This is a genomic window from Sphingobium sp. WTD-1 (assembly GCF_030128825.1).
GTDB lineage: Bacteria > Pseudomonadota > Alphaproteobacteria > Sphingomonadales > Sphingomonadaceae > Sphingobium.
Genome location: NZ_CP119127.1, coordinates 4,942,624 through 4,969,240, shown reverse-complemented (window position 1 = coordinate 4,969,240; position 26,617 = coordinate 4,942,624). Strand labels below are relative to the sequence as shown.

Here is a 26,617-nt window from a genome sequence, read left to right as displayed (position 1 = left end):
GGCTAAGCCCCTTTCATCGCCGCCAAGGGAGCCTCCTCATGTCCGACATCACCGGCCTGCACCTTCTCTCGAACCTGGCGCCCGATGGCCGCCTGACCGTATCGCTGGCGGAGCAGAGCCTGCCAGCGCCGACCGGATCTCAGGTCGTGCTGCGGGTCGAGGCGGCACCGATCAATCCTTCCGATCTCGGGTTGCTGCTGGGGTCGGCCGATGTCGACCATGCCGAATATGGCGATGGCTATCTGGTGGCGCAGATGCCCGAGGCAGTGATGCGGGCCATGGCCTCGCGCCTGGGCGAAGCGATGCCGGTCGGCAATGAAGGGGCTGGCACGGTGATCGCAGCGGGCGAAGCGCCGGAGGCGCAGGCGTTGCTCGGCAAACTTGTCACCTGCGTGCCGGGCGGCATGTACGCCCAATATCGACTGGTCGACGCGCGCGCCTGCATGGTCTTGCCGGACGATGCCACGGCGGAGCAGGGGGCATCGGCCTTCGTCAATCCGATGACCGCGCTCGGCTTTGTCGAAACCATGCGGGCAGAGGGGCACAAGGCGCTGGTCCATACTGCGGCCGCCTCCAATCTTGGCCAGATGCTCGTCAAAATCTGCCAGGCGGACGACATCCCGCTGGTCAATATCGTCCGCAGCCCGGCGCAGGTTGCGCTGCTGCGCGATCTGGGCGCGCGCCATGTGCTCGACAGCACGGCCGATGATTTTGCCGAACGGCTGGTCGCCGCTCTGACCGAAACGGGGGCGACCATCGCCTTCGATGCGATCGGCGGCGGATCGCTGGTCAGCCGGATATTGGGCGCGATGGAGCAGGTGGCGAGTGCGGGCGCCACCTATAGCCGCTATGGCTCCGCCACCATGAAGCAGGCTTATATCTATGGCGCGCTCGACCTGTCGCCGACCCTGCTCACGCGCAGCTTCGGCTTCAGCTGGCGGGTCGGCGGCTGGCTGCTGACGCCCTTCCTGGCGCAGGCGGGGGCAGAAACGGTGGAGCGGATGCGCGCCCGCGTGCGCGACAATCTCACCGGCCTCTTCGCCAGCCACTACAAGGCGCGCCTGTCACTCAGGGATGCGCTGACGCGCGACGCGGTGCTGGCCTATAATGCCCGGCGCACCGGCGAGAAATATCTGATCGTGCCGAACCCGGCCTGAGCCCTTATATGCACCCATCAAGGAGTGGCCGACGCCAATGACCATTCGGGATGCCGGCCCGGCCGATGCGCCGGCCATCGCGGCCATCTATAATGACGCGGTCGTCAACACGACGGCGATCTGGAACGATCATCAGGTGGATGCCGCCAATCGCCTCGCCTGGCTGACGGAGCGGCGGGGGCAGGGCTATCCCGTGCTGGTCGCGGTCGATGCGCTGGGCGGCGTGGTCGGCTATGCCTCCTTTGGCGACTGGCGCGCCTGGGATGGCTATCGCAACACGGTCGAACATTCGGTCTATGTCCGCGCAGATCAGCGCGGGGCGGGAATAGGCAAGGCGCTGATGCTGGCCCTGATCGATCGTGCCCGCGCGATCGGCAAGCATGTCATGGTCGCCGGCATAGAGGCCGGCAATATCGGGTCGATCCGGTTGCACGAGCAACTGGGCTTCACCCAGGTCGGCCTGTTGCCGCAGGTCGGCATGAAATTCGGCCGGTGGCTCGACCTGACCTTCCTGCAATTGACGCTGGATGCGCGCGCCACGCCCGACACGCACTTGGCCGACTAAAGGCGGCTGGACAATCCGGATGGTCAGCAAACGACCATCTCCCGTCATTGCGAGCGTAGCGAAGCAATCCATCTCGCGCCGGTGGATTGCTTCGCTACGCTCGCAATGACGATGTCGGATTTTAGCGGCTAACGACCATTTTTCGACGTTCAACGCCTGGCGTTAGAACAGCAGAGATTGGCCGGTAGGCGACCATCCGGGTTGGAGCCGAGGCGCGGGGATAGCCGACGCTCGCGCGAGACGGGTGCCGACCAGCTCTCGCCGTTCCGGTGCAGCCTCTGGAGTGTCGGCTTACGCCGGAACTAGTCATTCACACGTTCGGCAGGTGTTGGGCAGCAAGGTGCCTATTGAAGAGGCTGCTTAAAGCGCCGCTCAGGGCATTTTCTAAACAGCCTCTCGCAATCTCCCTCTCAGAGCAAAGCTTGGGATCAGTCCTCTGCGGCGTGTGCCTTGAACTTCTCGATCAATTTGGAGAAATCGGCTGACATGGCCTCCTGCCTAGGCGGGAAGTCCTTGAACGTCATCACATGCTTGGTCATGAAATCGACGATCGGCAACAGCACCCAGCCCTTGTGTTCGGCCATCCTGCGGTTGACGTCGCCCCACTGCCGTTCGTACGGGTCCATCAGGATGTTGGTGACCCACGGGCGGCCAAGGTGGACGAGCGGATTGTCCCACTTCCCTTCCATCTTTGCCGCGATCGTCACCTTCCATGGCCCGTAGCGGACGGCTGTCAGGGTCGTTTCGTCATAGTAGAAATAATGCTTGCGCGCCGACGGTCCCTTTCCTGTGAACAGGGCCGTCTGGTCGTAGCCGTCGAGATGCACCTTGTACGTCTTGCCGTTGTGTTCGACGCCTTCCTTCAGTTTCTTGTCGATGTCCGGCATGCCGACGAGCGCCGCAAAGGTCATGAAGAAGTCTTCCATGGCGACGATTTCGGCGCTCACCTGACCCGCCGGAATCTTGCCGGGATAGCGGATGACGCAAGGTACGCGCACACCGCCTTCCCAGGTCGTGCCCTTGTCGCCGCGGAACGGCGAGGTACCGCCCTCCGGCCACATGTACTGATAGGCGCCGTTGTCGGTGGCGTAGACCACGATCGTATCCTCGGCGATGCCCAACTCATCGAGCTTTGCGAGAAGCTGGCCGACATGGCCATCATGTTCGGCGAGTCCGTCACCATAGACGTCTTGCTCGGATGCGCGCGAGACGCCTTTGTGCTCGTCGACCAGGTGGGTGAACACATGCATTCGGGTGGCGCAATGCCACACGAAAAAGGGCGTATCGGCCTTGACCTGACGCTCCATGAACTCGGACGACTTGGCGACGATTTCATCGTCAAAGGTTTTCATGCGCTCGGTCGTCAGCGCGCCCTCGTCCTTGGTCGGGCCGTCGGCGGTACCCGAGATGACACCGCGGACGTTCCACGCCTTCTCAAATTCCTCGGTTTGCGGCCGGTCGGGATCCTCGGGATCCTCGTTCGCATTGAGGTGATAGAGGTTGCCGTAGAACTCGTCGAAGCCGTGGCGGTGCGGCAGGTGTTCCTCGCGGTCGCCCAGATGGTTCTTGCCAAACTGAGCTGTCGCATAACCATGCATCTTGAGGATCTGGGCGATCGTCGGATCCTTGTCGGACATGCCCTGCGGAGCGCCCGCGCAGCCGACGGTGGTGAGCCCGGTGCGGGCCGGCATCTGACCGGTGATGAAGGCTGCGCGACCGGCCGTGCAGGATGGCTGTGCATAGAAGGAGGTAAGCTTGATGCCTTCCTTGGCGATCTGGTCGATGTTCGGAGTTGGTACGCCCATGATGTCGCCGCCAAAGCAACTAATGTTCGAATATCCGATGTCGTCACCGAAGATGACAAGGATGTTGGGCTTTTTCTGCGGCATGACGGTGGTCCTTTCCATGTGCGCTGGGTTGTGCGGGAGGCTACAATCCCGAGCGAACCCCAAACATCGGGTATTCTACCGATGGCCATCGCAACCGTTTGAGAAGTGGTGCGAACAACTTGTAGGGGCAAGCTGACGGGAAGGCGTCTTAGATACCGGCCGGAAATGCATTGCGGTCATTCCAGTGCCGATTTGAAATCCCCAAGTGCGGACCGCCTGCTTCTAGATTTCGCCCGCATGGGATTTTTTGGCAGGACACTGTCAGGCCCCGGCAGGCAACGAGCACCTGTCGGTCGATGGGCCGAAAATTGCGCCGTCGACCGTCAGGTGCGTTTGTTCAAAAGGCCGCGATTACGAAGCTGTCCTCGCGGCCTTTGGGCTTATGCCGGTTCCTTCGCGGCGGGCGCGCCGGTGTCGGTCTTGCCCAGCTTGAAGTGGACCTTCTCGATCTTGCCGGTGAACACGAAAGGCAGATCGTAGGTGAAGTCGATGGGGGTGCCCACATCCATGCCCACGTCGAGCCCTTCGCCCAGCGAGAACTGTGCCGGGACGGTGCGTTCGAGGCGGCCTTCCGCAATGGTCTTGCCGTTGTCCTTGATCGTCACCTGGCCGCCCTTGCCGACCCCGCCGCCGTCGTACTTGAAGTCGACGACCAGTTCGTGCTTGCCGACAGACAGCGCCTCGCTCGCCTCGAAGGTCGGGCGATCGAGCGAGAGGAAGTTGTAGACGAACACCGGCTTGCCAGCGCGCAGGTACAGGCCATAGCCGCCCTCGATGCCGCCATGGGTGACGACCATGCCCTCGACGGGATCGCCCTCGGGGATCTCGATGCTGGCGGTGATTGTCCACGATTTGTTGAGCATCGGCGGCGAGCAGGCATCGGGCACCGCGATGTTGCCCGGATAGTAGGTCAGCTCGTCGCGTCCGCGCACCAGGCTGGGGCGGCCCATCGCCTCGGAGTTGAAGCGCTCGGTGGCGCGCCAGTCGAGCGGGAGCACGTTGTACTTGGCCGCTTCCACCCACCACATGTCCTGCATCTGGCGCAGCTTCTCGGGGTATTTGTCGGCAAGGTCGTTGGCCTGCGAGAAGTCTTCCTCGATGTTGTAGAGTTCCCAAGGCGCCTTGTCCGGGTCCCACTCGCCGCGATTGGCTTCCCAGGGCACGAACGAGGGCGAGGAGGCCATCCAGCCATCATGATAGAGACCGCGATTGCAGCCGAGTTCGAAATACTGCGTGTTGCGCGTTTCGGGCGCCTTCGCGTCCTGCAGCGCGGCGGCGAAGCTCACACCCTCGATGGGCTTTTGCGGAATGCCGTTCAGCTCGCGCGGGGCGGTGATACCGCACAGTTCGTAGAGCGTGGGCACGAGGTCGATCGTGTGAAGGAACTGTTCGCGCAGGCCTCCCTTGTCCTTGATCCCCGCTTCCCACGAGATGATCATCGGATTGCGGGTGCCGCCGAAGTGCGAGGCGACCTGCTTGGTCCACTGGAACGGCGCGTTCATGGCGTGTGCCCAACTGGCGGGGAAGTGGTTGAAGTGCTTCGGCCCGCCCAGTTCGTCGATGACCTTGATATTGTCTTCCCACTTCTCCGTGATGCCGTTGAAGAAGAGGTTTTCGCACAGCGAGCCTTCGAGGCCGCCCTCGGCGCTCGAGCCGTTGTCGCCGGCGATGTAGATGAAGATCGTGTTCTCGCCATCGGGCAGCGCCCTGCAGGCATCGACCACGCGGCCCAGCTCATAGTCGCACTGGGCGCCGTAGCCGGCGAACACTTCCATCATGCGCGAATAGAGACGCTTCTGGTCGGCATTGAGCGAATCCCACGCCGGAAGTCCCTTCGAGCGCTCGGTGAGCTGGGTGTCCTGAGGGACCACGCCGAGCTTCTTCTGGCGCTCGAGCGTGACTTCGCGATACTTGTCCCAGCCCTCGTCGAACTGGCCCTTGAACTTAGAGATCCACTCCTCGGAGGCGTGGTGCGGGGCATGGGTGGCGCCGGTGGCGACATAGAGGAAATAGGGGCGCTGGGGCGCGATGCTCTTCACCTGGTGCACCCAGTTGATCGCCTTGTCGGCGATGTCGGTGGTGAGGTGGTAGTCGGGATCGGGCGACTTGGGGACGAGGTTGCGGTTCTCCCAGAGGATCGGATTCCAGTGGTGCATGTCGCCCGCGTTAAACCCGTAGAAATAGTCGAAGCCAAGGCCATTGGCCCAACGATCGAACGGCCCGGCGAGGCTGGTGTCCCAGGGCGGGGTATTGTGGTTCTTGCCGATCCAGGCGGTCATGTAGCCGTTCTGGCGCAGGACCTCACCGATGGTACCGCAGCTCTTGGGAAGCACGCAGGTATAGCCGTCATAGCCGGTGGCGATCTCGGTGATGCCGGCAAACGACGCCGAATGGTGGTTGCGCCCGGTGATCAGCGCCGCGCGCGTCGGGCTGCACAGCGAGGTGGTATGGAAGCGGTTGAACCGCAAGCCCTTCGAGGCGAGCTTGTCCATCGTGGGCGAAGGAATGCCGCCGCCAAAAGTGCCGAACTGTCCGAAGCCGCAATCGTCGATCAGCAGCAGGACGACGTTCGGCGCCCCTTCGGGCGCGGCGATCGGCTGCGGGAACTGTGCCGGATCGGAATCGGCCTGTGTGCGACCCACTTCGCCAGGAAAGGTCCAGTCCGGGCGCGGAAGGACGTGTGGTGTGCCGGAAGGGGCACCAGTGAGCGTCTTATCGGTCTTTGACATAAAGCTCTCCTGCAGGAATCTTGCCCCAAGAAGCTAGGCCGAGCCTTTTTCAGTAGGCATCGGAATTAACCCTGAAGCGATCAGGGAAAAGGGCGGAGTATCTCGGTTTGATGCTCTGGCCAGGCCGCAATTCAGGCTTCTAGAGCATCAAAGCGGCGCCTTGGGTTCCCGACAGTCGCGGCTGCCCGCACCTCGGGACGGCGATGACAGGCTGTTCTGGAATGTCCGCTTTCGAGTTCGTCAGGATTACGGGGACTGTCAGGATTTCCGTGTGCGGCCGGGCATAATGGGCAACAAGGAGTCCCACTATGTCACGACGCAAAGAACCTGCCATACCGAATGAGCTTCTCGATCAGCTTTTGGCGGGCGGCGCTGCCAGTGCCGCCTTCGAGCAGGGCGGTCTGCTCGATTCGCTGAAGAAGGCGCTGACAGAGCGTGCCCTGAATGCGGAGATGGATCACCACCTCGCTGGCGAAGACGGCGCCGGCAACATGCGCAACGGCTACGGTCGGAAGACGGTAATGACCGACACCGGCAAGTTGGCGATCGACGTGCCGCGCGATCGCCAGTCGAGCTTCGACCCGCAGTTGATCGCCAAGTATCAACGCCGCTTTCCCGGCTTCGACGACAAGATCGTGTCGATGTACGCGCGCGGCATGAGCACCCGCGAGATCACCAGGCACCTGCACGATCTATACGGCATCGACGTCTCACCCGATTTGATTAGCACGGTGACCGACGCCGTGCTCGATGAGGTCGCCACTTGGCAGCAGCGGCCGCTCGATCCGGTTTACCCGCTGGTCTTCTTCGACGCGATCCGGGTCAAGATCCGCGACGAGGGCATGGTGCGCAACAAGGCGATCCACATTGCGCTGGGCGTCCGCGCCGACGGCGCAAAGGAGGTGCTCGGCTTGTGGCTCGAGCAGAATGAGGGTGCCAAGTTCTGGCTTCGGGTGATGAACGAGCTTCGCAACCGTGGCGTTGAAGACATCCTGCTGGCCGTCGTTGACGGCCTGAAGGGCTTTCCCGATGCGATCACCGCAGTGTTCCCCGATGCGATCGTCCAGACCTGCATCGTTCACCTGCTGCGCAACTCGATGGACTTCGTCTCCTGGAAGGACCGAAAGAACCTCGCCAGCGCGCTCAAGGAGATTTACCGTGCCACCGACGCAGATGCCGCCGAAAAGGCGCTGACAGCATTTGAGGCTGGCCCTTGGGGGCAGCGCTATCCCGCCATCGGCCAGAGCTGGCGGCGCGCCTGGGGCGAGGTGATCCCGTTTTTTGCGTTCCCCGACGAGGTCCGCCGGATCATCTACACTACGAACGCCATCGAAGCTTTGAACTCGAAGCTCAGGCGGGCTGTCAGGGCCAGGGGACACTTCCCCAGCGACGAGGCCGCCACCAAGCTGCTCTACCTGATCTTGAATCGGTCGGAGAAAGAGTGGAAGATGCCACCACGTGAGTGGACCATGGCGAAGGCGCAATTTGCCGTGATCTTCGGCGAACGTTTCATCAGAGCCATGGCGGCCTGATGATCAACCGCCCGGCCGCACACGGAAATCCTGACAGTCCCGGATTACGTGCGAACGTCAACAATGGGCGCGTTGCTGACGTCGGCATTTCAATGCTTCAATGTCTCTTACCCACCCAAAGTCGCCCTTCCTTCTTTGCCCTCCGCGCTCTTCGCGGCTCCGCGCAAAAAATGAATTACGCGGAACCGCGAAGAACGCGGAGAAAGGGGTATGAAGGACTGGAAAGCAGCCTGGCGCTTAGCCAGCCTCTTGCCGTCATCCAAAGCATCACCGCTTCATCGAGAGAATTCGTGCAATTTCTGGGCGAGTGTATTTTTCGCTCGGTTCAACGTCACCGTCTCCATCCCGCCTATATTCCCCGCTATCAAAAGCGTTGTAGATGTCAAAAAATAAATCTGACCAATTACTCAAAGGGTCGTCGGTCATCGCGAGGAACAGATTGTTGATAATCCAGTCCGCTGGCCCGTAATCGATTTCTCTCTGCGCATATCTTGCTGCTACATCGAGGGCTAACCGCTCGGTAAGCTCAACTTCCGATATATTGGCATCGGCGCTCCACTGACGAATTTGTTGGTATTTCATGTCGATCGGCGTCCGTCCCGTCTGGACGAGCAGAGTCGAATGGTCATCAAGTAACTCTGAAATGATTTCTGTGTGCAACATATGCTCATATCTCGTCTGTGCTCGCGGAACATTCAACAGGCTTGGCGTGGAATGGATTGCAAGCGGAACGGCAGCAAACGCCCCTGTGCGAGCAAATGCCGACAGTCCCCAACTACCCCTGATCGCCGTCCATCGGCCCGACTTGCGCCAGGCGTTCCCGAAAGTGCCCCGGCGCGAAGGTGCCCATCCCGATCATTTGGCGAGCGTCGAATTTGTTCATGCGGCCTGGTGCAAGCGCGCCGACAAGCTCTTCGCCATCGAGCGATTTGTTTCAATGCGGCTGTGCCTGCGCGTTTATGTCGTGGCCTGGGAGCGCTCGATATGCAGCACTGGCGGTCTATAAGTGGCGGCTCTTCGCGCCTTCGGTGCCTGGCTGCTTTACATAGGCTGCGTTGGAACGAGGTGCGTGACCCGTTTCAAGGATGACGAAAACCGGCATGGTCGCCACATCGCCCTTCGAATGGCGGTCGCCTCGAAGGACATGTCCCCAAATGCGTTCGGGCGGAGCCTGTTGCCAGACCCCGCCCGCTACGCATGTTCTTCGATGTCGCGGCGCCGCTTATTTCGGCGACAGCACCATCAGCATCTGGCGGCCTTCCATGCGCGGATAGGCTTCGACCTTGGCGATCTCGGCGACATTTTCCGCAACGCGCTGCAGCAGGTTCATGCCCAGCTGCTGGTGGCTGAGTTCGCGGCCGCGGAAGCGCAGGGTGATCTTCACCTTGTCGCCGTCGCCGATGAAATCATGGACCTTCTTCATCTTCGTATCATAGTCATGATCGTCGATGTTCGGACGCATCTTGATCTCTTTGAGTTCCTGCGTCTTCTGGGTCTTGCGGGCGATGTTCGCCTTTTTCTGGGCTTCGTACTTGAACTTGCCGATGTCCAGGAACTTGCAGACTGGCGGATCGGCGTTGGGCGACACTTCGACCAGGTCCAGGCCAACATCTGCGGCCTGTTCGATCGCCTCCTGCGTAAACATCACGCCCAGATTTTCGCCTTCGTCATCAATCACGCGCACCTTGGGCACGGTGATGAATTCGTTATACCGGGGGCCGGACTTCGGCGGCGGCGCCAGCGGGCGGCGCATCATCGGGGGACGTATAGCAGCTTCTCCTGAGTCTATTAAAAACGAGTGGCTCTTAGCGGCTTTTGCACAAAACCGAAAGGGGTGCGTGTCTCCATCGTAACGGAATCACGCACCCTGTGGCATTGCTGCCTCAGCGCATATTGTGTCTTGTCGGGCTTTTTGCAAGAGCGCTGGCGCTTCACAGCGCACGCAGCATGCTCTTGGCCGGGGCGAAGAAATATTCGCCGCCCTTGTGGACGACAAATTCCGCCAGACTAGCCGGCGTCGTGCCGGCTGCGGCGTCGTTCCAGCCATGGGGCATGGCCAGCGCCACATTCTCTTCGCCGCCGCGCTGGCCGATGATCGGATCGCGGCCGACCGCATCGCCGGGCGATCCATTGATGCGGGCAACGAAGGGCGGCGAATTGGCCCAGCTCTGCTGGGTGAATTCGAACTGCGCCTCGATGCTGCTCTGGAACGCCATGAACATGAGGCCGACGCCGCCTTCCGGCTGGTCGCTGGGGTCGATCACCTGGTTGCGGATGCCATAGGGCATGCCGCGCCGGGCCATGATGACGCGGCGTTCGCTGTCATCCAGTTCGCGGATGCGATCGAAATCGGCCGCGCTCTGTGGGGTCGGCACCAATGTCCGGCCGACATCGCCGCGTGGATTGGTCTTGCGGATATGGGCGAAGAAGGGGCAGCGGGCGCCGGTCCTGTCGCCATCATAGCTGAAATTGTTCGGCACCGGATGGTCGAGCCCTTCCGTCCCCCGAAGCGTGACGGGCGTGCCATCCTCGAACCGGCCGACCAGGAAAGCGCCGGCCAGTTCGCCGATCCCCAGTTCCCCGCCCACTTCCTCTTCCCACGTCTTGAAGGCCTTCACCTGCTGCTCCAGCTTGCGGAAGACGAAGTAGCTGCCGAAGGCGGTGCCGGTGTCGGGCGATCCCGGATCGGGCACCAGCACCTGCGACAGGGGGAAGGCGGCATTCCACTGGTCGATGCCGCCACCGGCCGCCTCGCGATCGATCAGTTCCTGCAGCAGCAGCGGCTGGCTGCGCCCGTCGACATAGCCGAAATGCTCGATCCCTTCGGCTTCGCCCACGCTGTTGCTGCGGAAGATCGCGCGGCCGCTCTCGGCGGTGATCAGGCTGACGGTGCTGCCCAATCCGCGCATGATCCTATCGGCCAGATCCTGCGCCGCCTGCGATGTCCACTGGTCCGGCCCGTCGGGGTCGGCGCCGATCAGGATCATCGCGTCGATGCGGTCCTGATAGGGCGCTTCCAGGGCCGGGGCGGCGGGATCGTTGAGAATGGCGCTGCGGGCGATCATGCCGCTGCCAAAGGCGCCGTCCGCAGCTCCGTCGGGCATGCGCTCGGAGATTCCCAGCCGCGCATAGCCGGAGGAAGAGAGGAGCAGGCCGACAAAGGGGCCGCCCGACTGGCCGGTCTCGCGAAAGCTGCGGGCGGCTTCCAGCTGGGCGAGGGCCGATGTCACCAGCGGTTCCAGCGCGCGGAGCGCCGCGCGGGCGGCAGCGGCATCCGCGCCGAAGCGCAGCATCAGGTGCAAGGTCGCCTTGCGGCCATGGCCGTCGAGGATATTGCCCTGCAGATCCTTCAACAGGGCGGTTTCATCGGCATCGGCGCTGGTCCAGCGCAGCGGTTCGGACAGGTTGATCGGCATGGCGGCTCTCCCCCGGTCAGGTGATGCCGCCATGCTATCAGGGTCGGGTCAGGCCCGGTGGGGAGATGGCTCCATTACGGTGTCATCTCTCCCCCATGCAGTTCAGGCCAGATCGGGCGCGAGCGCGTCCTTTGCCAGGCGCGCGATCAATTCGCTCACCGACAACATCGTCTGGCCGTCCTTGCCCAGTTCGCGCAGCGCGACCGTGCCCTCTTCCGCCTCGCGGCGGCCGACGACCAGCAGGTTGGGTACCTTGCCCAGCGAATGTTCGCGCACCTTGTAGTTGATCTTCTCGTTGCGCACGTCGGCTTCGGCGCGGATGCCGGCGGCGCGCAGCTTTTCGACCACGTCCAGCGCATAATTGTCCGCATCCGACACGATCGTCGCGACCACCGCCTGCACCGGCGCCAGCCACAGCGGGAACTTGCCGGCATAATGTTCGATCAGGATGCCGATGAACCGCTCATAGCTGCCGAAGATCGCGCGGTGCAGCATCACCGGCCGGTGGCGCTCGCCATCCTCGGCGATGTAGCTGGCGTCGAGCCGCTCGGGCAGCACCCGGTCCGACTGGATCGTGCCGACCTGCCAGGTGCGGCCGATCGCATCGGTCAGGTGCCATTCCAGCTTGGGCGCATAGAAGGCGCCTTCGCCGGGCAGTTCTTCCCAGCCATATTCGGGCGTGTTGAGGCCGGCAGCGGCAACCGCGTTGCGCAGTTCCTCTTCCGCCTTGTCCCACATTTCCTCGGTGCCGAAGCGCTTTTCCGGGCGCAGCGCCAGCTTGATCGAGTAGGTGAAGCCGAAATCCCGGTAGATCCGGTCGGCCAGCGCACAGAAGGCGCGCACTTCCTCGACGATCTGGTCTTCGCGGCAGAAGATATGGGCGTCGTCCTGGGTGAACTGGCGCACCCGCATCAGGCCGTGCAGCGCGCCATGCGGCTCGTTGCGGTGGCAGCAGCCATTTTCGTAGAAGCGCAGCGGCAGGTCGCGATAGCTCTTGATCCCCTGCTTGAAGATCAGGATGTGCGCCGGGCAGTTCATCGGCTTCAGGGCCATCCAGTCGACATCGTCGGACACCAGCGGGCCTTCGTCCGCGACGTTGGGCACCTCGTCGGGGATGACGAACATATTCTCGCGATATTTGCCCCAATGGCCCGACTGCTCCCACTGGCGCGCGTCCATCACCTGCGGGGTCTTGACCTCGCGATAGCCGGCATCGTCGATCGCGCGGCGCATATAGGCTTCCAGCTCGCGCCAGATCAGATAGCCCTTGGGGTGCCAGAAGACAGACCCGTGCGCTTCCTGCTGCAGGTGAAACAGGTCCATCTCCGCGCCCAGCTTGCGATGGTCGCGCTTGCCGGCCTCTTCCAGCCGCGTCAGATGCTCACCCAGCTGCTTCTTGTTCAGCCAGCCGGTGCCATAGATGCGGCTCAGCATCGCATTCTTCTGGTCGCCGCGCCAATAGGCGCCCGACACGCGGGTCAGCTTGAACGCGGCCGGGTCCAGCTTGCCGGTGGAGGCCAGATGCGGGCCACGGCACATGTCGTACCAGCCGTCGCCACTATGATAGACGGTCAGTTCCTCGCCCTGCGGCAGTTCGGCGGCCCATTGCGCCTTGAAGGTTTCGCCGGCGGCTTCCCACTGGGCGATCAGCGTGTCGCGGGCGATGACTTCGCGGCGCAGCGGCTTGTTGGCCGCGATGATCTTGCGCATCTCCGCCTCGATCGCGGGCAGGTCTTCCTCGGTAAAGGGGCGAGGCTTTCCATCGATCATTGGGGGCGCGAAGTCATAATAGAAACCATCATCGGTCGCCGGGCCGAAGGTGATCTGCGTGCCGGGGAACAGCGCCTGCACCGCTTCGGCCAGCACATGGGCAAAGTCATGGCGCGCCAGTTCCAGCGCGTCGGCCTCGTCCTTCGCCGTCACCAGCGCCAGCTGCGAATCCTGTTCCAGCGGGCGCATGATGTCGCGCAGCTCGCCGTCGACCTTCGCGGCGATCGCCGCCTTGGCCAGGCCCGGCCCGATCGCCGCTGCAATGTCCGCCGGAGTAGTGCCGGGCGCGACTTCACGCACGGAACCATCGGGCAGGGTGATCTTGAGCATGGCGGACACGGGGGGTCTTTCTATGAAATTTGCGGGTTGCGCAGCCGAAAAAGCCGCGCCTTCCCCATAAATGGGCGGTCTGCCCTGTCAATAGAAGCCCTCTTGCCAAGAGTCACCCAGGAGCGCATGTTTTATGTTCTGATATATCATTATCAGTACAGGAGGGACTTATGGCTTTGAGCTTTGCAAAATCCCGTGGCGCACAGGATGACGCGCCGATGGGCGAGATGAACACGACGCCGCTGATCGACGTCATGCTTGTGCTGCTGATCATGTTCATCATCACCATCCCGATCCAGACCCACAGCGTGGGCATCAACCTGCCCCGGGGGCCGGTCGATACCAGCCTGCCACAACCCGATCCGATCAAGAACAAGGTGACGATCGACGCATCGGGCGTGGTCCGCTGGAACGGCATGGCGGTCGATGCCCTTACCTTGCGCCGCTATCTCGCCCAGACGTTGGCCATGCCGGTCGAGCCGGAATTGCAATTCCAGCCGGACGCTGCCGCCCGCTATCTGGTGGTCGACCAGACGCTGGCCGACATCCGCCGTTCCGGCGTCACCAAGCTCGGTTTTGTCGGCAATGAGCGCTACGGCCAGTTCTGACAAGGATGCGCGATAAAATGTAAAGCAACATTGACTCGTTGCTTTCTGCTTATGTAAAGGACACTTGACCCTTTCAGAGCAGGAGGCACGAGTCATGATCGCCCCGGAACCTATCCATCCCTTTCCCTGGCGCATCTGCGCGGCCGCCGCGCTGTTCACATTGCTAATGGTGGCCGCGGCCGTCGCCGCCAACATCTTCACCATCAGCGGCAACGGCAAATTGCCGCTGATGGTGCCGGGCCTGTTGGCGCTGGGCTGGCTGATCTGGGAAGCGATGCGGCTGGCGCGCGCCGTGCCGGGATCGGCGATCGCCCGCTATATCGGCCGGGTCGTGCCGCTGATGATCGCCAATGTCGTCACCGTGGTCGCGGCCATCACCATCCAGCGCGAATGGCATCCGGCGGGCATCTGGGCCGTGCTCGTCGCCTTGCTGCCGGCGCCGCCGTTGATCGGCTTCATCTGGGCGATGGGCCGGCTGCTGGTGGAGGAGGCCGACGAATATCTGCGCATGGTCCATGCCCGGCGCGCGCTGATCGCGGCCGGTTTCATGCTGGTCATCACCACCGTCTGGGGCCTGCTCGAAGGTTCCGGCCTTGCCCCCCATGCACCGGCTTATGCCGCCTTCATCCTGTGGAATCTGGGCCTGTTGCTGGCGCCGATCCTGCCCGGTGGTCGCGCATGAAGAACCGGCTCAAGGTCTTGCGGGCGGAACGCGACTGGAACCAGAGCGATCTCGCCGCCCAACTCGGCATCTCGCGCCAGAGCGTCAACGCGATCGAGACCGGCAAATATGACCCCTCGCTCCCGCTCGCCTTCCGCATCGCCGACCTGTTCGGCCTGAAGATCGAGGATATCTTCCTGCGCGATTGAGGCTGGAAGGAGGGAGGGCAGGGCGCGCTGGCCCCATGCAAATGCCATGGCGCCAGATGACCAATCAGCGCCATCCGCTCACTCTATGGTCTCTCCTAGTGGATTGATTTTGACATTTGCATCCCTTGTCGATGGGGCTGGATTTGCAAATGTCAAAATCGTAAAATCCACTAGAAACAAATATTTCTAGTGGTCCGAACAAATTCTGACATTCGTGTGCGACATCGCCTCAAGCGGTATCGAATGTCAGAATCGGACCACTAGAAGCTGCCCTCACCATCATCGTCACCCCGGCCTTGAGCCGGGGTCTCGCTTCTTTATCTGTAGCGTCGAAAAGCGGGATGCCGGGTCAAGCCCGGCATGACGGATGAGGGTAGGGCGGCTTCCGACCATCTCCCGTCATTGCGAGCGTAGCGAAGCAATCCACCGGCGCGAGATGGATTGCTTCGCTACGCTCGCAATGACGATGTCGGATTTTAGCGGCTAACGACCATTTGCGGTCGCTGTTCGCACACGAGATACAGGGTTGGTGCAAAAGACATTTATCAGATATCGCGCCTTTCTTTCCAGCAAGGCAACGCCGCTACGTGGATTGTCATGGGTGAATGAGATGAATTTTCAACTCATCCCATGGATGCTGCTACCGCTGCTCATCTCGGCAGTTTGCTGGTTTTTCTCGATACCCGACGCTATCTGGACATGGGCTTTGCATTCAGCAGTATGCTTTACGATTGTCGGTTTCGTGCTTGTAGTATGGACCTTCCTTAATCCGGTTCACGATCAAGAAAGCTGACAGTCGTCTTCCCACCCTTTTTCGTCATTCCCGCGCAGGCGGGAATCCATCTCTAGACATCGCGCCGAAACGCTGGAGGGGGGATGAATCCCCGTTTACCCGTTCTGCGCAGGGATGATGGGAGAAATAGCCGCCCAATTCGCCTTTCCTTTCCCCTCTCCGCTTTCTCCGCAGCTCCGTGTGATTGATGTCATGCGGGCAAAGGGAATGGCAGCGCCTCTTCGCCGCGATGGCCTTGTGCGGAAAGCCCTGTCCTACAGCGGCGTGTCCGGTGTAAAGTTCCGGCTGGCTCTTTTGATCGTCAACCCACTCAATTGTCGTCGATTTTTCGCCGGCCGCGAAAATCTTCCATGGCGCATACGCGCAAACTTTCGATTTTTTCCAGCTAAGGCATTGAAAAAACTGGAATAACACTGCGCGACTTACCGTCCAACAAGCGCTCACACCGGGGAAGGCCGTTAATTTAGGGCGTCAAACGACCCAGGCCGGCCATGTCTGTCGCCGAACGTGTCGATCGCGATCAGGCGATCAGCAGCCGGGCAGCGTCGTCGGTCTGTTGCAGGAAGGAAAGCGGGCCGCCAATCTCGATCCCGGCGGGCAGGGCGTCGGCGGACAGGCCCGACAGGGCAAGGCCGCTCTGGCAGGCGATCAGGGCCACCCCCATGTCCAGCGCCTCGGCCAGCAGTTCAGCCAGCATGGGCAGGCCCGTCGCCTGATGCGCCGTATCCTCCGGCGCGGCCAGCGGCGACGCGAGCAGCGCCACGGCATCCAGTTGCAGGAACAGGCTCGCTTCGCCGCCCAATGCCGCCTGCGCCGTCGCCAGCACCAATGCGCCGCGCAGCCGCTCCGCATCGGCCGTCATGACGACGATCCTCAGCGCGCGCACAGTTCTGCCGCACAGCCGGGGCAGGCCGGATCCTTGGGCACGCCCAGCGTACGGAACCGCATCGCCAGCAGGTCCGCGATCAGCAACTGCCCCGCCATGTCGGTGCCGAACGGCACCAGCGCCCGGATCACCTCCAGCGCGGCCAGGCTGCCCATCACCCCGGTCAGCGCGCCGATCACGCCGGTTTCCGAGCAATTGCGTTCGGGCGCGTCAACCGGACTGCCCACCAGGCAGCGATAGCAGGGCTTGTCCTTTTCCCAGCCGCGATAGGTGGCGAGTTGCCCCTCGAACGGGCCGACCGCCGCCGACACCAGCGGCATGCGCAGCGCCAGCGCCGCATCGGCGACCACCAGCCGGGTGGCGAAACTGTCGCACCCGTCCAGCACGACATCGGCCTCGCGCAGCAGCGTGGCAGCATTGTCCGCATCGATCCGCGCATTGATCGGGATCAGCTTGATGTCGGGATTGAGGCGCGCGACGGCCACCATCGCCGCTTCGGCCTTGGGCGCGCCGATCTCGGCGGTGCCGAACAGCACCTGACGTTGCAGATTGGACAGGGCGACGGCGTCATCGTCGATCACCCGGATCGTACCGACGCCGGCGGCCGCCAGATAGAGGATGGCCGGGCTGCCGATGCCGCCCGCGCCGATTACCGCCACATCGGCCGACAGCAGCCGCGCCTGACCCGCGCCGCCGATTTCCTTCAGTATGATATGGCGGGCATAGCGCTCCAGTTGATCGTCAGTCAGCGTCACGATGCGTCCGACCAGAGGAAGCGCACCTGCGAGCGCATCCAGACCGGCTCGTCGGTGCCGGTCTTGGGGAAACTGCCCTTGAGCGTGCCGAGGATGCGCTTGCTCACGAATGTTTCGACATCGGGGCAGCGGACATTGACCGGCGCGATCTTCAGCGGTCGGCCCTGACCATCGAGCAGGAACAGCACATCCAGTTCCAGCAGTTGCGAGCCTTCATAATTGACCGCGCCGCTGCACGATGCCTTGCGGTAGAGAGTGTGAACATTCTCCGACCATTTGGGCGACACCTTGCGGCCCTGCCAGCCCTCGATCACCGGCACTTCGCTCAGATCCTGGGGCATGGCGGGCAGCGCCTGTGGTGTGGTGGCGGCAAGCATCAGCGAAAGCAGCGGGGTCATCATGATGTCACACTCCCGTAGAACCGAAGCCGCCCACTCCGCGGACGGTGTCGTCGAGCATATCGACCTCGACGAAGCTCGCAAGCTGAACCGGCGCAACAATCAATTGCGCGATGCGATCGCCCCGCTTGATCGGGAAGGGATAGGCGCCATGGTTGATCAGCAGCACCTTGAGTTCGCCGCGATAATCGGCGTCGATCGTGCCGGGGGCGTTGGGCAGGGTGATGCCATGTTTCAGCGCCAGGCCGGACCGCGGCCGCACCTGAATCTCATAGCCTTCAGGGATCGCCAGCGCGAAGCCGGTCGCGACCGGATGGCGATCGCCGGGGTTGAGGATGATCTCCTCTGCCGACACCACGTCCATGCCGGCGGCGTGCGCGGTGGCATAGGCGGGGACGGGGAGCCCTTCGCCATGGGGCAGGCGCATGAGCTGGATATCAATCGGCGGCAACGGAGAGGGCATTGGCAACCTTTTCGATGAGTTTGGTGGCGACATCGCTCTTGGCCATGGCGGCCCAGCTTTCGATGCCGGCGGATGTGACGATCTGGACGCTGTTGCTGTCGCCGCCCATGACGTCGCCGGACACGTCATTGGCGACGATCCAGTCGGCGCCCTTGCGGGCCAGCTTGGCCTGTGCATGTTCGGCGATCTTCTGTGTCTCGGCGGCAAAGCCGATCAGCAGGCGGGGGCGGCGGGCATGATGGCCGAGCGTCGCCAATATGTCGGGATTTTCGACCAGACTAAGCGGCGCGGGCTGGCCGGAGCCATCCTTCTTCAGCTTCTGTTCGGCCGCGTCGGCGGTGCGCCAATCGGCAACGGCCGCGACCATGATCGCTGCGTCGGCGGGCAGGGCGTCCTCGACCGCCGCCAGCATTTCGCGCGCGGTCTCGACATCGATGCGGTCGACCCCGACGGGCGTCGGCAGATGCACGGGGCCTGCCACCAAAGTCACCTTCGCCCCGGCGCGCGCAGCGGCAGCGGCGATGGCAAAGCCCTGCTTGCCCGAAGACCGATTGGCGATGTAGCGCACCGGATCGATCGGCTCATGGGTCGGTCCGGCTGTCACCAGCACATGCCGCCCGGTCAGCGGTTCATCTGCGCCCGCGAAATCCGGCTGACCCGCGAGCGGATCGGGCAGGGCAGGGGCGGCCAGCAGGCGCCCGATCTCCGCTGCGATCGCTTCCGGCTCAGGCAGGCGGCCCTTGCCATATTCGCCGCAGGCCATCTCGCCATCGTCGGGCGTCATGATGCGGACGCCATCGGCATGGAGCTGCGCCAGGTTCCGCTGCGTCGCCTTGTGGTGCCACATGCGCACATTCATCGCCGGTACGGCCAGCACCGGCTTGTCGGTGGCGAGCAATATGGTGGTGGCCAGGTCATCGGCAATGCCCGCCGCCATCTTCGCCAGGATGTTGGCGGTCGCGGGCGCGACGACGATCAGGTCCGCCTGGCGCGACAGCTGGATATGGCCGATCTCGCGCTCTTCCTTGAGATCGAACATGTCACCATAGACATGATCCTCGGTCAGCACGCCCAGGCTCAGCGGCGTGACGAACTGCTGCGCGCTTTCGGTCAGTACCGCGCGCACGGCGATGCCGCGCCTGCGCAACTGGCGCACCAGTTCCAGCGACTTATAGGCCGCAATGCCGCCGGACACGATGAGAAGGACACGCTGGGTCATATGTCTTCCTTGCCCGTTGGCCGCGCATGAATCAATCGTCGCACCGGCCGGCATTCATGATAGGATGCGTCTTCCATTTTCGTCTCTGGGGGCTGGGATGATGGGCGGACGGCTGTTGACGATGGCGGTGATGCTGGGGCTGGCGGGGTGCAACAGCGCGCCGATGCAGGGCGAGAGCGCATCGTCCGATGTCGAAAATGCGGCGGCCCCCATGCCCGGAGCGATCCCCGAAGATGCGCTCGACAATGCGATGAACGCGGCCGACATCATGCCCGGCAATGCCGTCAGTCCGGATACTGGCGGCCCCGTTTATGGCGGCGGGTCGGTCGAGCCGGGCAATGCGGCTGGTGGTACGGCGGATGATCCCTGGTGCCCCGCCGCGCGTGCAGCAATGCCAGCCGCGCGCTGCGCGGCACTCGCCGCCCAGCGTGATTCGTTGGAGCAAGGGGTTGCCGCCTTCAATCCACCGCGCATGATGATGCGCGGTGCTGCCACCCGAGTCGTGCTGGCCATAGGCGCGCAGGCTGAACGGAGCGAGACGGTACGCGCCGCCGGCGGCCGCCCGGCCGATGTTCAGGTGGCCCCGGTCCGTATCGGTCGCTACATGCGCGCCGCGCTCAGCGGCAGCGCCTTTGATATCGTGCCGATCGGCGATCCTCAGCGTGATCTGGGGATGAGCGGCAGCGAACAATGGGAATGGGATGTCACCCCGACCCGCGCGGGCGATCAGACATTGCAGGTACGGATCGAGACCTTCGCCCAGGATGGGGAGGGCCATGCGACCCGGCTCAAACTCTATCAGAGCGCACCGATCGCAGTCAGCGTCCATGTCACCGACCGGGAGGCCCGGGCCGAGAAGATTCAGACCGCCAAGGACGATATCAAGGATACGACTGGTCTGCTCGAAAGCCTGCGCGGGTGGCTGCTGGCGCTAGCAGGCGTTATCGTTGCGGCTTCGCTGGTGGTGTGGCGTATGCGCGGCTTTGGCAAGAAGCCGGACGACGACAAGAATGATCCGTCCGGCTCTTAACCCTGCGACTTCATAGGAAGGTCGTGGCTGCCGCCATCGCGCCGGCGCCGATCGCCGCCGCCAGCAGCGCGACCAGCCCATAACGCCAGCCGCCGCCGACCTGGATCAACTTCACGTCGCCCAGCGGGAGCGGTGGCGGGGCACCGCCCTTTTCGGGGAAGGCGTCCTCGATCCGGCGGACCAGTGCCGGCAGCCGCTGGATCAGGCGCCAATTCTCGATCAGCGCATCGGCCGCCTTGGCCTCCGGGCCCAGTTCGGTGCGCAGCCATTCCTTCACATAGGGACCGCTGGTTTCCCACATGTTGATTTCGGGATCGAGCTGGTGCGCGACGCCCTCGACCATCACCATCGTCTTCTGCAGCAACAGCAGGTGCGGCTGGGTCTGCATGTCGAAATCGCGGGTGATGGCGAACAGCCCGTCCAGCATGCCGCCGACCGACAGCTCGCTCGCCGGCTTGCCGCGCATCGGCTCGCCTACGGCGCGCAGTGCGGTGGCGAACTCGTCGACATTATGATGGCCGGGCACATATTGCGCCTCGAAATGGATTTCGGCGACGCGCTTGTAGTTGCCGGTGATCAGGCCATAGAGAATCTCGGCCAGCCACATGCGGGCGCGCCGGTCGATCCGGCCCATGATGCCGAAATCAATCGCGACGATGTCGCCATTGCCCTTCACGAACAAATTGCCCTGATGCATGTCCGCGTGGAAGAAACCCTCGGCGATCGCCTGGCGCAGGAAGGCGTTAACCAGCCGCGCGGCGATGTCCTTGAGGTCATGGCCGGCGGCGATCAGCGCATCGCGATCGGAGATCTTGATGCCGTCGATCCATTCCATCGTCATGACCTTGCCGGTCGTGCGGTCCCAGTCGATCGCGGGAATGCGATAGCCCGGCATCGCTTCCATCGCCTCGGCCAGTTCCGATGCCGATGCCGCCTCGCGCCGCAGATCCAGCTCGCGCGCGGTCCAGCGCTTCATATTGGCGATCACCAGCTGCGGACGCAGGCGGGCCACTTCGCCGCCCAGCATCTCGACATGGGCGGCCGCCCATTCATAGGTCTGGATGTCGCGGTTGAACTGGTCGATCACGCCGGGGCGGATCACCTTGACCGCGACCTCGCGGCCGTCGCTGGTAATTGCGCGATGCACCTGCGCGATCGATGCGGCGCCCACGGGCACCTCGTCGAAGCGAGCATAGACCTGCTCCAGCGGCCGGCCGAAGCTCTGCTCGATCTGGGCGCGGATCGTGTCGAACGGAACCGGGGGCAGGGCGTCCTGCAGCCGTAGCAGGTCGTTCGCGGCTTCCTCACCGACCAGATCGGGTCGTGTCGCCAGCGTCTGGCCCAGCTTGATCGCGGCGGGGCCGATCGACTGGAACGCATCGGCATAGCGTGGCTGCTTGGGCACGCGCGCGCCGAAACGGGCCAGGCGCACCAGCCGGCGTACCGGCGTTGGCGTCAGCGGATCGCGTTCTATGCCAGTGAGGGCGCCATGGCGTGCCAAAGTCCGGCCCCATTTCAGGAGCCGCCAGATATGAGTCGCGTGGGTGGTCATGTGGGCGTCAGATCTTCCAGCCCGAATGGATCGCCACCAGTCCGCCCAGGATCGGCTCGACCTTGGTATTCACGAAACCGGCGTCGCGGATCATGCCCTCGAACTTGGGCATGGGCGGGAAGCGGCGGATCGATTCGATCAGATAGCGATAGCTGTCGGCATCATTGGCGAACAGCTTGCCCAGTTGTGGCACCAGCTTGTGTGAATAGCTGTCATAGACGTCGGAAAAGCCCGGCCAGGTGGTGGTCGAAAATTCGAGGCAGAAGAAGCGCCCGCCGAACTTCAGCACGCGGTGCGCCTCGCGCAGCGCCATGTCGATATGGGTGACGTTGCGGATGCCGAAGGCGATCGTATAGGCGTCGAACTCCCGGTCGCCAAAGGTCAGCGTTTCGGCATTTTGTTCCGACCAGATCAGGCCCTCATAGCCCTTCTTCTGTGCCCGCTCGACACCCACGGCCAGCATCTCGGGATTGATGTCGGACACGGTGATATGCGCGCCCAGCTTGTGCATGCGAAAGGCGATGTCGCCGGTGCCGCCGGCCATGTCCAATATCTGTTCGCCCGGCTGCGGCTTCACCCGCTTGACGAACTGATCCTTCCACAACCGATGGGCGCCGCCCGACATGGCGTCGTTCATCAGGTCATATTTGGCGGCGACATTGGAGAATACGGCGCGGACCATGCCCGCCTTCTCGGCGGCATCGACGTCGCGATAGCCGAAGGATGCTGTTTCGCTCATGCGGTTCGCTCTAGAGCCTGATCGTTTGAGATGGAAGCGCTATGCGCGCTCACGCGATGCGGTGAATCGGGCGCTTGTGCGATTGTGCAGTATCACTGCCCTTCTGGCGCGAAGGCATGGGTTGGGAGTTGGACGTAAACGCCCCTGTCGCTCCGCTATCCGGCATCCTACATAGGGACTATGCCAGAGCTTCCCGAAGTCGAAACCACCGTTTCCGGTCTGCGATCCGTCTTGCAGGGGGCGACTCTGACACGGGTCGAGCCGCGCCGCGCCGATCTGCGCTTCCCGATTCCGGTGGACCTGCGTCAGCGTATGACCGGCGCCACGGTTACGGGCTTGTCGCGTCGCGCCAAATATGGCCTCATCGAAACCGATCGCGGCGACATGATGATCTTCCATCTCGGCATGTCGGGGCGATGGCGAATCGATCCGGCGGAAATCGGGGCGCATGACCACCTGTTGCTGGAGACGGGCAGCGGCCATCTCCTCTCGCTCAACGACCCGCGCCGTTTCGGTTCGCTGGATCTGGTGCGCAGTGACGCCTGGCAGGGCTATGCTCCCTTCACCCGCATGGGGCCGGAACCATTGGGGGTGGATTTCGACGCGGCCTATCTGGCGAGGGTGCTGAGCGGCAAGGCAACATCGATCAAGGCGGCACTGCTAGACCAGCGCATCGTCGCGGGGCTGGGCAATATCTATGTATGTGAAGCGCTGAACATGGCGGGCATCGCCCCGACTCGAGCGGCGGGGCGCATATCGAAGCCACGACTCACTTTGCTGGTGGAAGCGATTCGTACCGTTCTGTCCGCCGCCATCGTCGCTGGCGGTTCCACCCTGCGCGATTATGCGCGGCCGGATGGCGAATTGGGCTATTTCTCCAACCAATGGCGAGTCTATGGGCGCGAAGGACAGATTTGTCCCTGTGGTGGCACCGTGCAGCGCCGAGTCGATGGGGGACGATCGACCTTCCATTGCCCAAAATGCCAGAAATAGCGGAGGGCTCGCTGGTTGACGACACCCCGGAACAGCTGTAAGGGGCGCACCTTCACGAGGCTGGTTGGCGAATCCGACGGGCCTCTTCCCGAGATTTGATGAGAACCGAGGAATAGAATGGCCAATACGCCGCAAGCCAAGAAGCGCATCCGTCGCAATGAGCGTCGCGCCGCGATCAATGGCGCCCGCATCAGCCGGATCCGCACCCTGGTGAAGAAGGTGGAAGCCGCCATCCTCGCCGGTGACAAGGATGCAGCTGCTACCGCACTTCAGACTGTCCAGCCCGAACTGGCCCGCGGCGTTGCCCGTGGCGTTCTGCACAAGAACACCGCCGCTCGTAAGTTCGGTCGCCTGACCAAGGCCGTCGGCGCGATCGCCTAAGCCTTACGTTAAGCTACCCGCTTATCTGAAAAGCCCGCTCCGGATCGCCGGAGCGGGCTTTTTCTGCTGGAGTCACGAAATGGTCATTTCCCTGACCCGCGAATTTCTCACGATTCGAGCCAGATCGTCAGAATCGACTACAAGTAATTCCCTGAAAAATAGTCATAATTTGTGAATCTGCGGTTTTCTGCGGGATTCCCGAGTCAACGTCTTTATTTCAGTTTTTTGAAGCGACCCGCCCTTGATCCGGCGAAGCGGCCCTGTCTATTTTGATCCTCCGGCCGCTGATCGAATCACTTCCTGGCGGTCGTCATAATGTCAGTCGATGTATCAGACTCGGAAAGGCGGGGGCGCTTTTCCGAACCATCTTGTTGCGTCCGATAGTCGTGCCCTCAGGGCATTTTTGTTGGTATTTTGGGGGCAGCATTCAATGAAGGATAATGCGGCGGTGCTTGGAATTCAGGACGGAGAGGCAGCGGCAGATATGGCCCGCCTGGAATCCGCCTGGACGACCATCCGCACCGGTCTGCGCCGCGACATCGGCGCGCGCATGTTCGACCAATGGTTGAAGCCTGCGCGCCTGGGTGACTATTGCCCCGATTCGCAGACGCTGGATCTCCATTTTGCGTCGGATTTCAGCGCGAATTTCGTTTCCGGCCAGTTTGGCGACCGCCTGCGCATGGCCTGGCGTTGCTCTGGCGCCGGCGTGCGTGAAGTGCGCCTGCGTCGTGCGCCCGATTCGTCGGGGCCGCGCCTGCTGGAGGTGAAGCGCGACGTGGCCGCAACCGTGACGGCGCCGGCGATCGTTGCCGCTGCGCCGACCGTCGCCTGCAACTTCCAGCCGCGCCACGCCTTCGACCAGTTCGTTCCGGGTGAGACCAACCAGCTCGCCTATTCGGCGGCGCTGGCAATGGCGGGCGAGGCAGAGCCCCGCTTCACGCCGCTCTTCATCCATGGCGGCACCGGCCAGGGCAAGACGCACCTGCTGCACTCGATCGCGCGGGCCTTCTCGGCCCATTCGCCGAGCGCACCGGTGCTCTACATGTCGGCCGAACGCTTCATGGTCGAGTTCGTCAACGCGATGCGCTCGAACGAGACGATGGCGTTCAAGGCCCGCCTGCGCGCCGCGCGCCTGCTGCTGATCGATGACATCCAGTTCATCGCCGGCAAGGGCTCGACCCAGGAAGAATTCCTCCACACGATCAACGACCTGATCGATACCGGTGCCCGCATCGTCGTGACCGCCGACCGCGCGCCGCAAATGCTGGACGGCATTGACCCGCGCATCCTGTCGCGTCTGGCGGGCGGTCTGGTGGCCGATATCCGTCCGGCGGGTCTCGACCTGCGCCTTGCGATTCTGGAGGCGCGCCGTGCCCATGCCGGCGATCCGCCGGTGCCCGATGCGGTGATCGACTTCCTTGCCCGTTCGATCCGCTCGAACGTGCGCGAACTGGAAGGCGCGTTCAACAAGCTGGTGGCCTATGGCCAGCTGACCGGTCGTTCGATCGATCTGGAATTTGCCCAGACCATGCTCGCCGACGCAGTGCGCGCCAATGTGCGTCGCCTGACCATCGACGAGATCCAGAAGGCCTGTGCCGCCCATTTCAAGATCGACCTGTCGGAAATGAAGTCGAAGCGCCGTGCGCGCGCCGTCGCGCGTCCGCGTCAGGTGGCGATGTATATCTCGAAGAAGATGACGCCGCGCTCGCTGCCGGAAATCGGCCGCACCTTTGGCGGTCGCGATCATAGCACGGTGATTCACGCGGTGCGCACGATCGAGAAGCTGCGCGAAAGCCATCCGGACATGGACGCCGACGTCCGCGCCCTGATGCGCCAGTTGGAAGGCTGATAGCAGCCCCAACCATGGGCTGACTCCATGGGCTGACAGGGCAGGGCGGTTGAACTAGGCTTGATGCCATGATCCGTACCCTGGCCCTGTTCCTCCTTGCCGCGCTGGCCTCCGGCCCGCTGCTGGCCCAGTCTTCAACGCCGGTTCCGCCGCCTGTCGCCTCAAGCGATGTCCGGGTGGCGCTCGACACGAGTGCCGGGCGCATCGTGGTGGCACTGCATCCCGACAAGGCACCGGTCACCGCCGGCAATTTCCTGCGTTACGTCGACCAGAAGCGGTTCGACGGCACCGTCTTCTATCGTGCCGTCGGCGGCCCGGGCTATGGCTTCATTCAGGGCGGGACACAGAATGATCCCAAGCGCGTCCTGCCGCCGATCAAGCATGAGCCCACGAGCCAGACGGGCCTCACCCATGATGATGGCGCGCTGTCGATGGCGCGCTATGCACCGGGCAGCGCGACCGGGGATTTCTTCATCGTGCTGGGCAAGATGCCGGCGATGGACGCGCATCCCGAATCGGCCGGCGACAATCAGGGCTTTGCCGTTTTCGCCCATGTGGTCGAGGGGCTGGATATCGTGAAGGCCATCCAGGCCGGTCCGAAATCGCCCACCGCCGGCAATGGCGTGATGAAGGGGCAGATGCTGGAGCCGACGGTCAAGATCCTGTCGGCCCGGCGCCTGCCCTGAATCGTCC

Annotated in this window: 26 protein-coding genes; 13 read left to right on the top strand and 13 right to left on the bottom strand. The window is 63.0% G+C overall.

All coding sequences use genetic code 11. From position 1 onward, the window contains the following. Positions 1-38 precede the first annotated feature (38 nt). Together N6H05_RS24635 and N6H05_RS24630 are read left to right on the top strand one after the other, a co-directional pair. Positions 39-1,157 carry a zinc-binding dehydrogenase gene (locus N6H05_RS24635; protein ID WP_284112116.1) on the top strand — a complete coding sequence of 373 codons (1,119 nt, stop codon included), beginning with the start codon at positions 39-41 and terminating at the stop codon, positions 1,155-1,157. 37 nt (positions 1,158-1,194) lie between these two features. Continuing rightward, positions 1,195-1,722 (top strand): GNAT family N-acetyltransferase, encoded by a 528-nt coding sequence (locus N6H05_RS24630; RefSeq protein ID WP_284112115.1) that lies wholly within the window; start codon positions 1,195-1,197, stop codon positions 1,720-1,722. A 428-nt stretch (positions 1,723-2,150) separates the two neighbouring features. Here the strand turns inward: N6H05_RS24630 and N6H05_RS24625 are convergent, their stop codons facing one another. Next, positions 2,151-3,611, bottom strand: a complete 1,461-nt coding sequence (locus N6H05_RS24625) for an arylsulfatase (protein ID WP_284112113.1) — start codon at positions 3,609-3,611, stop codon at positions 2,151-2,153. 380 nt (positions 3,612-3,991) lie between these two features. Continuing rightward, positions 3,992-6,340: an arylsulfatase gene (locus tag N6H05_RS24620; protein ID WP_284112112.1), complete on the bottom strand. Its 2,349-nt coding sequence runs from the start codon at positions 6,338-6,340 to the stop codon at positions 3,992-3,994. Positions 6,341-6,648: 308 nt separating this feature from the next. Here N6H05_RS24620 and N6H05_RS24615 point away from each other — a divergent pair, with 308 nt between their 5' ends. Then, positions 6,649-7,872, top strand: coding sequence for an IS256-like element ISSpwi2 family transposase (locus N6H05_RS24615; RefSeq protein WP_014082638.1), 1,224 nt, complete (start codon positions 6,649-6,651; stop codon positions 7,870-7,872). Positions 7,873-8,139: 267 nt separating this feature from the next. On the opposite strand, the gene N6H05_RS24610 is transcribed toward N6H05_RS24615, so the two are convergent. Then, positions 8,140-8,535, bottom strand: coding sequence for a hypothetical protein (locus N6H05_RS24610; protein WP_284112111.1), 396 nt, complete (start codon positions 8,533-8,535; stop codon positions 8,140-8,142). Between the two features lie 46 nt (positions 8,536-8,581). Between N6H05_RS24610 and N6H05_RS24605 the strand changes: the two genes are divergently transcribed. Next, positions 8,582-8,878: a hypothetical protein gene (locus N6H05_RS24605; RefSeq protein ID WP_284112110.1), complete on the top strand. Its 297-nt coding sequence runs from the start codon at positions 8,582-8,584 to the stop codon at positions 8,876-8,878. A 216-nt stretch (positions 8,879-9,094) separates the two neighbouring features. On the opposite strand, the gene infC is transcribed toward N6H05_RS24605, so the two are convergent. The 3 genes from infC to thrS all read right to left on the bottom strand — a co-directional run bounded on the left by infC (position 9,095) and on the right by thrS (position 13,388). Beyond that, positions 9,095-9,628 carry a translation initiation factor IF-3 gene (infC, locus tag N6H05_RS24600; protein WP_029547879.1) on the bottom strand — a complete coding sequence of 178 codons (534 nt, stop codon included), beginning with the start codon at positions 9,626-9,628 and terminating at the stop codon, positions 9,095-9,097. A 175-nt stretch (positions 9,629-9,803) separates the two neighbouring features. Next, positions 9,804-11,288 (bottom strand): Dyp-type peroxidase, encoded by a 1,485-nt coding sequence (locus N6H05_RS24595; protein ID WP_284112109.1) that lies wholly within the window; start codon positions 11,286-11,288, stop codon positions 9,804-9,806. A 102-nt stretch (positions 11,289-11,390) separates the two neighbouring features. Beyond that, the gene (thrS, locus tag N6H05_RS24590; protein ID WP_284114307.1) at positions 11,391-13,388 is read right to left on the bottom strand and encodes a threonine--tRNA ligase; all 1,998 of its coding nucleotides are present in this window, start codon (positions 13,386-13,388) and stop codon (positions 11,391-11,393) included. A 170-nt stretch (positions 13,389-13,558) separates the two neighbouring features. On the opposite strand from thrS, the gene N6H05_RS24585 reads away from it, so the two are divergent. From N6H05_RS24585 to N6H05_RS24570, 4 genes are all read left to right on the top strand, one after another. Next, positions 13,559-13,996: an ExbD/TolR family protein gene (locus tag N6H05_RS24585; protein WP_284112108.1), complete on the top strand. Its 438-nt coding sequence runs from the start codon at positions 13,559-13,561 to the stop codon at positions 13,994-13,996. A gap of 94 nt (positions 13,997-14,090) precedes the next feature. After that, positions 14,091-14,678: a hypothetical protein gene (locus tag N6H05_RS24580; RefSeq protein WP_284112107.1), complete on the top strand. Its 588-nt coding sequence runs from the start codon at positions 14,091-14,093 to the stop codon at positions 14,676-14,678. Continuing rightward, complete coding sequence (locus tag N6H05_RS24575; protein WP_169863136.1) at positions 14,675-14,866, top strand: helix-turn-helix transcriptional regulator; 192 nt, start codon at positions 14,675-14,677, stop codon at positions 14,864-14,866. Before N6H05_RS24580 ends, N6H05_RS24575 begins: the two co-directional genes overlap by 4 nt. A gap of 907 nt (positions 14,867-15,773) precedes the next feature. After that, positions 15,774-16,070 (top strand): hypothetical protein, encoded by a 297-nt coding sequence (locus N6H05_RS24570; RefSeq protein ID WP_284112106.1) that lies wholly within the window; start codon positions 15,774-15,776, stop codon positions 16,068-16,070. Positions 16,071-16,179: 109 nt separating this feature from the next. Here the strand turns inward: N6H05_RS24570 and N6H05_RS24565 are convergent, their stop codons facing one another. Genes N6H05_RS24565 through coaBC form a run of 5 tightly spaced genes read right to left on the bottom strand, consistent with a single transcriptional unit; the run spans position 16,180 to position 19,380 of the window. Then, positions 16,180-16,521 (bottom strand): DsrE family protein, encoded by a 342-nt coding sequence (locus N6H05_RS24565; protein WP_284112105.1) that lies wholly within the window; start codon positions 16,519-16,521, stop codon positions 16,180-16,182. Positions 16,522-16,532: 11 nt separating this feature from the next. Then, a complete protein-coding gene (locus tag N6H05_RS24560) occupies positions 16,533-17,300 on the bottom strand; it encodes a HesA/MoeB/ThiF family protein (RefSeq protein ID WP_284112104.1) in 768 nt (255 codons plus the stop codon). Then, positions 17,297-17,701: a hypothetical protein gene (locus N6H05_RS24555; RefSeq protein ID WP_284112103.1), complete on the bottom strand. Its 405-nt coding sequence runs from the start codon at positions 17,699-17,701 to the stop codon at positions 17,297-17,299. Before N6H05_RS24555 ends, N6H05_RS24560 begins: the two co-directional genes overlap by 4 nt. Before the next feature lie 4 nt (positions 17,702-17,705). After that, the gene (gene dut / locus N6H05_RS24550) at positions 17,706-18,161 is read right to left on the bottom strand and encodes a dUTP diphosphatase (RefSeq protein WP_284112101.1); all 456 of its coding nucleotides are present in this window, start codon (positions 18,159-18,161) and stop codon (positions 17,706-17,708) included. Continuing rightward, positions 18,136-19,380, bottom strand: a complete 1,245-nt coding sequence (gene coaBC, locus N6H05_RS24545) for a bifunctional phosphopantothenoylcysteine decarboxylase/phosphopantothenate--cysteine ligase CoaBC (protein ID WP_284112100.1) — start codon at positions 19,378-19,380, stop codon at positions 18,136-18,138. Before coaBC ends, dut begins: the two co-directional genes overlap by 26 nt. 97 nt (positions 19,381-19,477) lie before the next feature. Between coaBC and N6H05_RS24540 the strand changes: the two genes are divergently transcribed. After that, complete coding sequence (locus tag N6H05_RS24540) at positions 19,478-20,410, top strand: hypothetical protein (protein ID WP_284112099.1); 933 nt, start codon at positions 19,478-19,480, stop codon at positions 20,408-20,410. A 10-nt stretch (positions 20,411-20,420) separates the two neighbouring features. Here N6H05_RS24540 and ubiB read toward each other — a convergent pair whose 3' ends face one another. Together ubiB and N6H05_RS24530 are read right to left on the bottom strand one after the other, a co-directional pair. After that, the gene (ubiB, locus tag N6H05_RS24535; RefSeq protein WP_284112098.1) at positions 20,421-21,962 is read right to left on the bottom strand and encodes a 2-polyprenylphenol 6-hydroxylase; all 1,542 of its coding nucleotides are present in this window, start codon (positions 21,960-21,962) and stop codon (positions 20,421-20,423) included. A 7-nt stretch (positions 21,963-21,969) separates the two neighbouring features. Beyond that, positions 21,970-22,701: a class I SAM-dependent methyltransferase gene (locus tag N6H05_RS24530; protein WP_010335632.1), complete on the bottom strand. Its 732-nt coding sequence runs from the start codon at positions 22,699-22,701 to the stop codon at positions 21,970-21,972. Positions 22,702-22,881: 180 nt separating this feature from the next. On the opposite strand from N6H05_RS24530, the gene mutM reads away from it, so the two are divergent. The 4 genes from mutM to N6H05_RS24510 all read left to right on the top strand — a co-directional run bounded on the left by mutM (position 22,882) and on the right by N6H05_RS24510 (position 26,610). Then, positions 22,882-23,694, top strand: a complete 813-nt coding sequence (gene mutM / locus N6H05_RS24525) for a bifunctional DNA-formamidopyrimidine glycosylase/DNA-(apurinic or apyrimidinic site) lyase (protein ID WP_284112097.1) — start codon at positions 22,882-22,884, stop codon at positions 23,692-23,694. Between the two features lie 117 nt (positions 23,695-23,811). Beyond that, a complete protein-coding gene (gene rpsT / locus N6H05_RS24520) occupies positions 23,812-24,075 on the top strand; it encodes a 30S ribosomal protein S20 (RefSeq protein ID WP_010335635.1) in 264 nt (87 codons plus the stop codon). A gap of 430 nt (positions 24,076-24,505) precedes the next feature. Then, positions 24,506-25,924 carry a chromosomal replication initiator protein DnaA gene (gene dnaA, locus N6H05_RS24515; protein WP_284112096.1) on the top strand — a complete coding sequence of 473 codons (1,419 nt, stop codon included), beginning with the start codon at positions 24,506-24,508 and terminating at the stop codon, positions 25,922-25,924. A 68-nt stretch (positions 25,925-25,992) separates the two neighbouring features. Continuing rightward, positions 25,993-26,610, top strand: coding sequence for a peptidylprolyl isomerase (locus tag N6H05_RS24510; protein ID WP_284112095.1), 618 nt, complete (start codon positions 25,993-25,995; stop codon positions 26,608-26,610). The last annotated feature ends 7 nt before the right edge of the window (positions 26,611-26,617 follow it).

Coding starts and splice junctions, on each gene's coding strand:
- N6H05_RS24635 (WP_284112116.1), top strand. CDS start 39: ATGTCCGACATCACCGGCCTGCACCTTCTCTCGAACCTGGCGCCCGAT.
- N6H05_RS24630 (WP_284112115.1), top strand. CDS start 1,195: ATGACCATTCGGGATGCCGGCCCGGCCGATGCGCCGGCCATCGCGGCC.
- N6H05_RS24625 (WP_284112113.1), bottom strand. CDS start 3,611: ATGCCGCAGAAAAAGCCCAACATCCTTGTCATCTTCGGTGACGACATC.
- N6H05_RS24620 (WP_284112112.1), bottom strand. CDS start 6,340: ATGTCAAAGACCGATAAGACGCTCACTGGTGCCCCTTCCGGCACACCA.
- N6H05_RS24615 (WP_014082638.1), top strand. CDS start 6,649: ATGTCACGACGCAAAGAACCTGCCATACCGAATGAGCTTCTCGATCAG.
- N6H05_RS24610 (WP_284112111.1), bottom strand. CDS start 8,535: ATGTTGCACACAGAAATCATTTCAGAGTTACTTGATGACCATTCGACT.
- infC (WP_029547879.1), bottom strand. CDS start 9,628: ATGATGCGCCGCCCGCTGGCGCCGCCGCCGAAGTCCGGCCCCCGGTAT.
- N6H05_RS24595 (WP_284112109.1), bottom strand. CDS start 11,288: ATGCCGATCAACCTGTCCGAACCGCTGCGCTGGACCAGCGCCGATGCC.
- thrS (WP_284114307.1), bottom strand. CDS start 13,388: ATGCTCAAGATCACCCTGCCCGATGGTTCCGTGCGTGAAGTCGCGCCC.
- N6H05_RS24585 (WP_284112108.1), top strand. CDS start 13,559: ATGGCTTTGAGCTTTGCAAAATCCCGTGGCGCACAGGATGACGCGCCG.
- N6H05_RS24580 (WP_284112107.1), top strand. CDS start 14,091: ATGATCGCCCCGGAACCTATCCATCCCTTTCCCTGGCGCATCTGCGCG.
- N6H05_RS24575 (WP_169863136.1), top strand. CDS start 14,675: ATGAAGAACCGGCTCAAGGTCTTGCGGGCGGAACGCGACTGGAACCAG.
- N6H05_RS24570 (WP_284112106.1), top strand. CDS start 15,774: ATGATGGGAGAAATAGCCGCCCAATTCGCCTTTCCTTTCCCCTCTCCG.
- N6H05_RS24565 (WP_284112105.1), bottom strand. CDS start 16,521: ATGACGGCCGATGCGGAGCGGCTGCGCGGCGCATTGGTGCTGGCGACG.
- N6H05_RS24555 (WP_284112103.1), bottom strand. CDS start 17,701: ATGATGACCCCGCTGCTTTCGCTGATGCTTGCCGCCACCACACCACAG.
- dut (WP_284112101.1), bottom strand. CDS start 18,161: ATGCCCTCTCCGTTGCCGCCGATTGATATCCAGCTCATGCGCCTGCCC.
- coaBC (WP_284112100.1), bottom strand. CDS start 19,380: ATGACCCAGCGTGTCCTTCTCATCGTGTCCGGCGGCATTGCGGCCTAT.
- N6H05_RS24540 (WP_284112099.1), top strand. CDS start 19,478: ATGATGGGCGGACGGCTGTTGACGATGGCGGTGATGCTGGGGCTGGCG.
- ubiB (WP_284112098.1), bottom strand. CDS start 21,962: ATGACCACCCACGCGACTCATATCTGGCGGCTCCTGAAATGGGGCCGG.
- N6H05_RS24530 (WP_010335632.1), bottom strand. CDS start 22,701: ATGAGCGAAACAGCATCCTTCGGCTATCGCGACGTCGATGCCGCCGAG.
- mutM (WP_284112097.1), top strand. CDS start 22,882: ATGCCAGAGCTTCCCGAAGTCGAAACCACCGTTTCCGGTCTGCGATCC.
- rpsT (WP_010335635.1), top strand. CDS start 23,812: ATGGCCAATACGCCGCAAGCCAAGAAGCGCATCCGTCGCAATGAGCGT.
- dnaA (WP_284112096.1), top strand. CDS start 24,506: ATGAAGGATAATGCGGCGGTGCTTGGAATTCAGGACGGAGAGGCAGCG.
- N6H05_RS24510 (WP_284112095.1), top strand. CDS start 25,993: ATGATCCGTACCCTGGCCCTGTTCCTCCTTGCCGCGCTGGCCTCCGGC.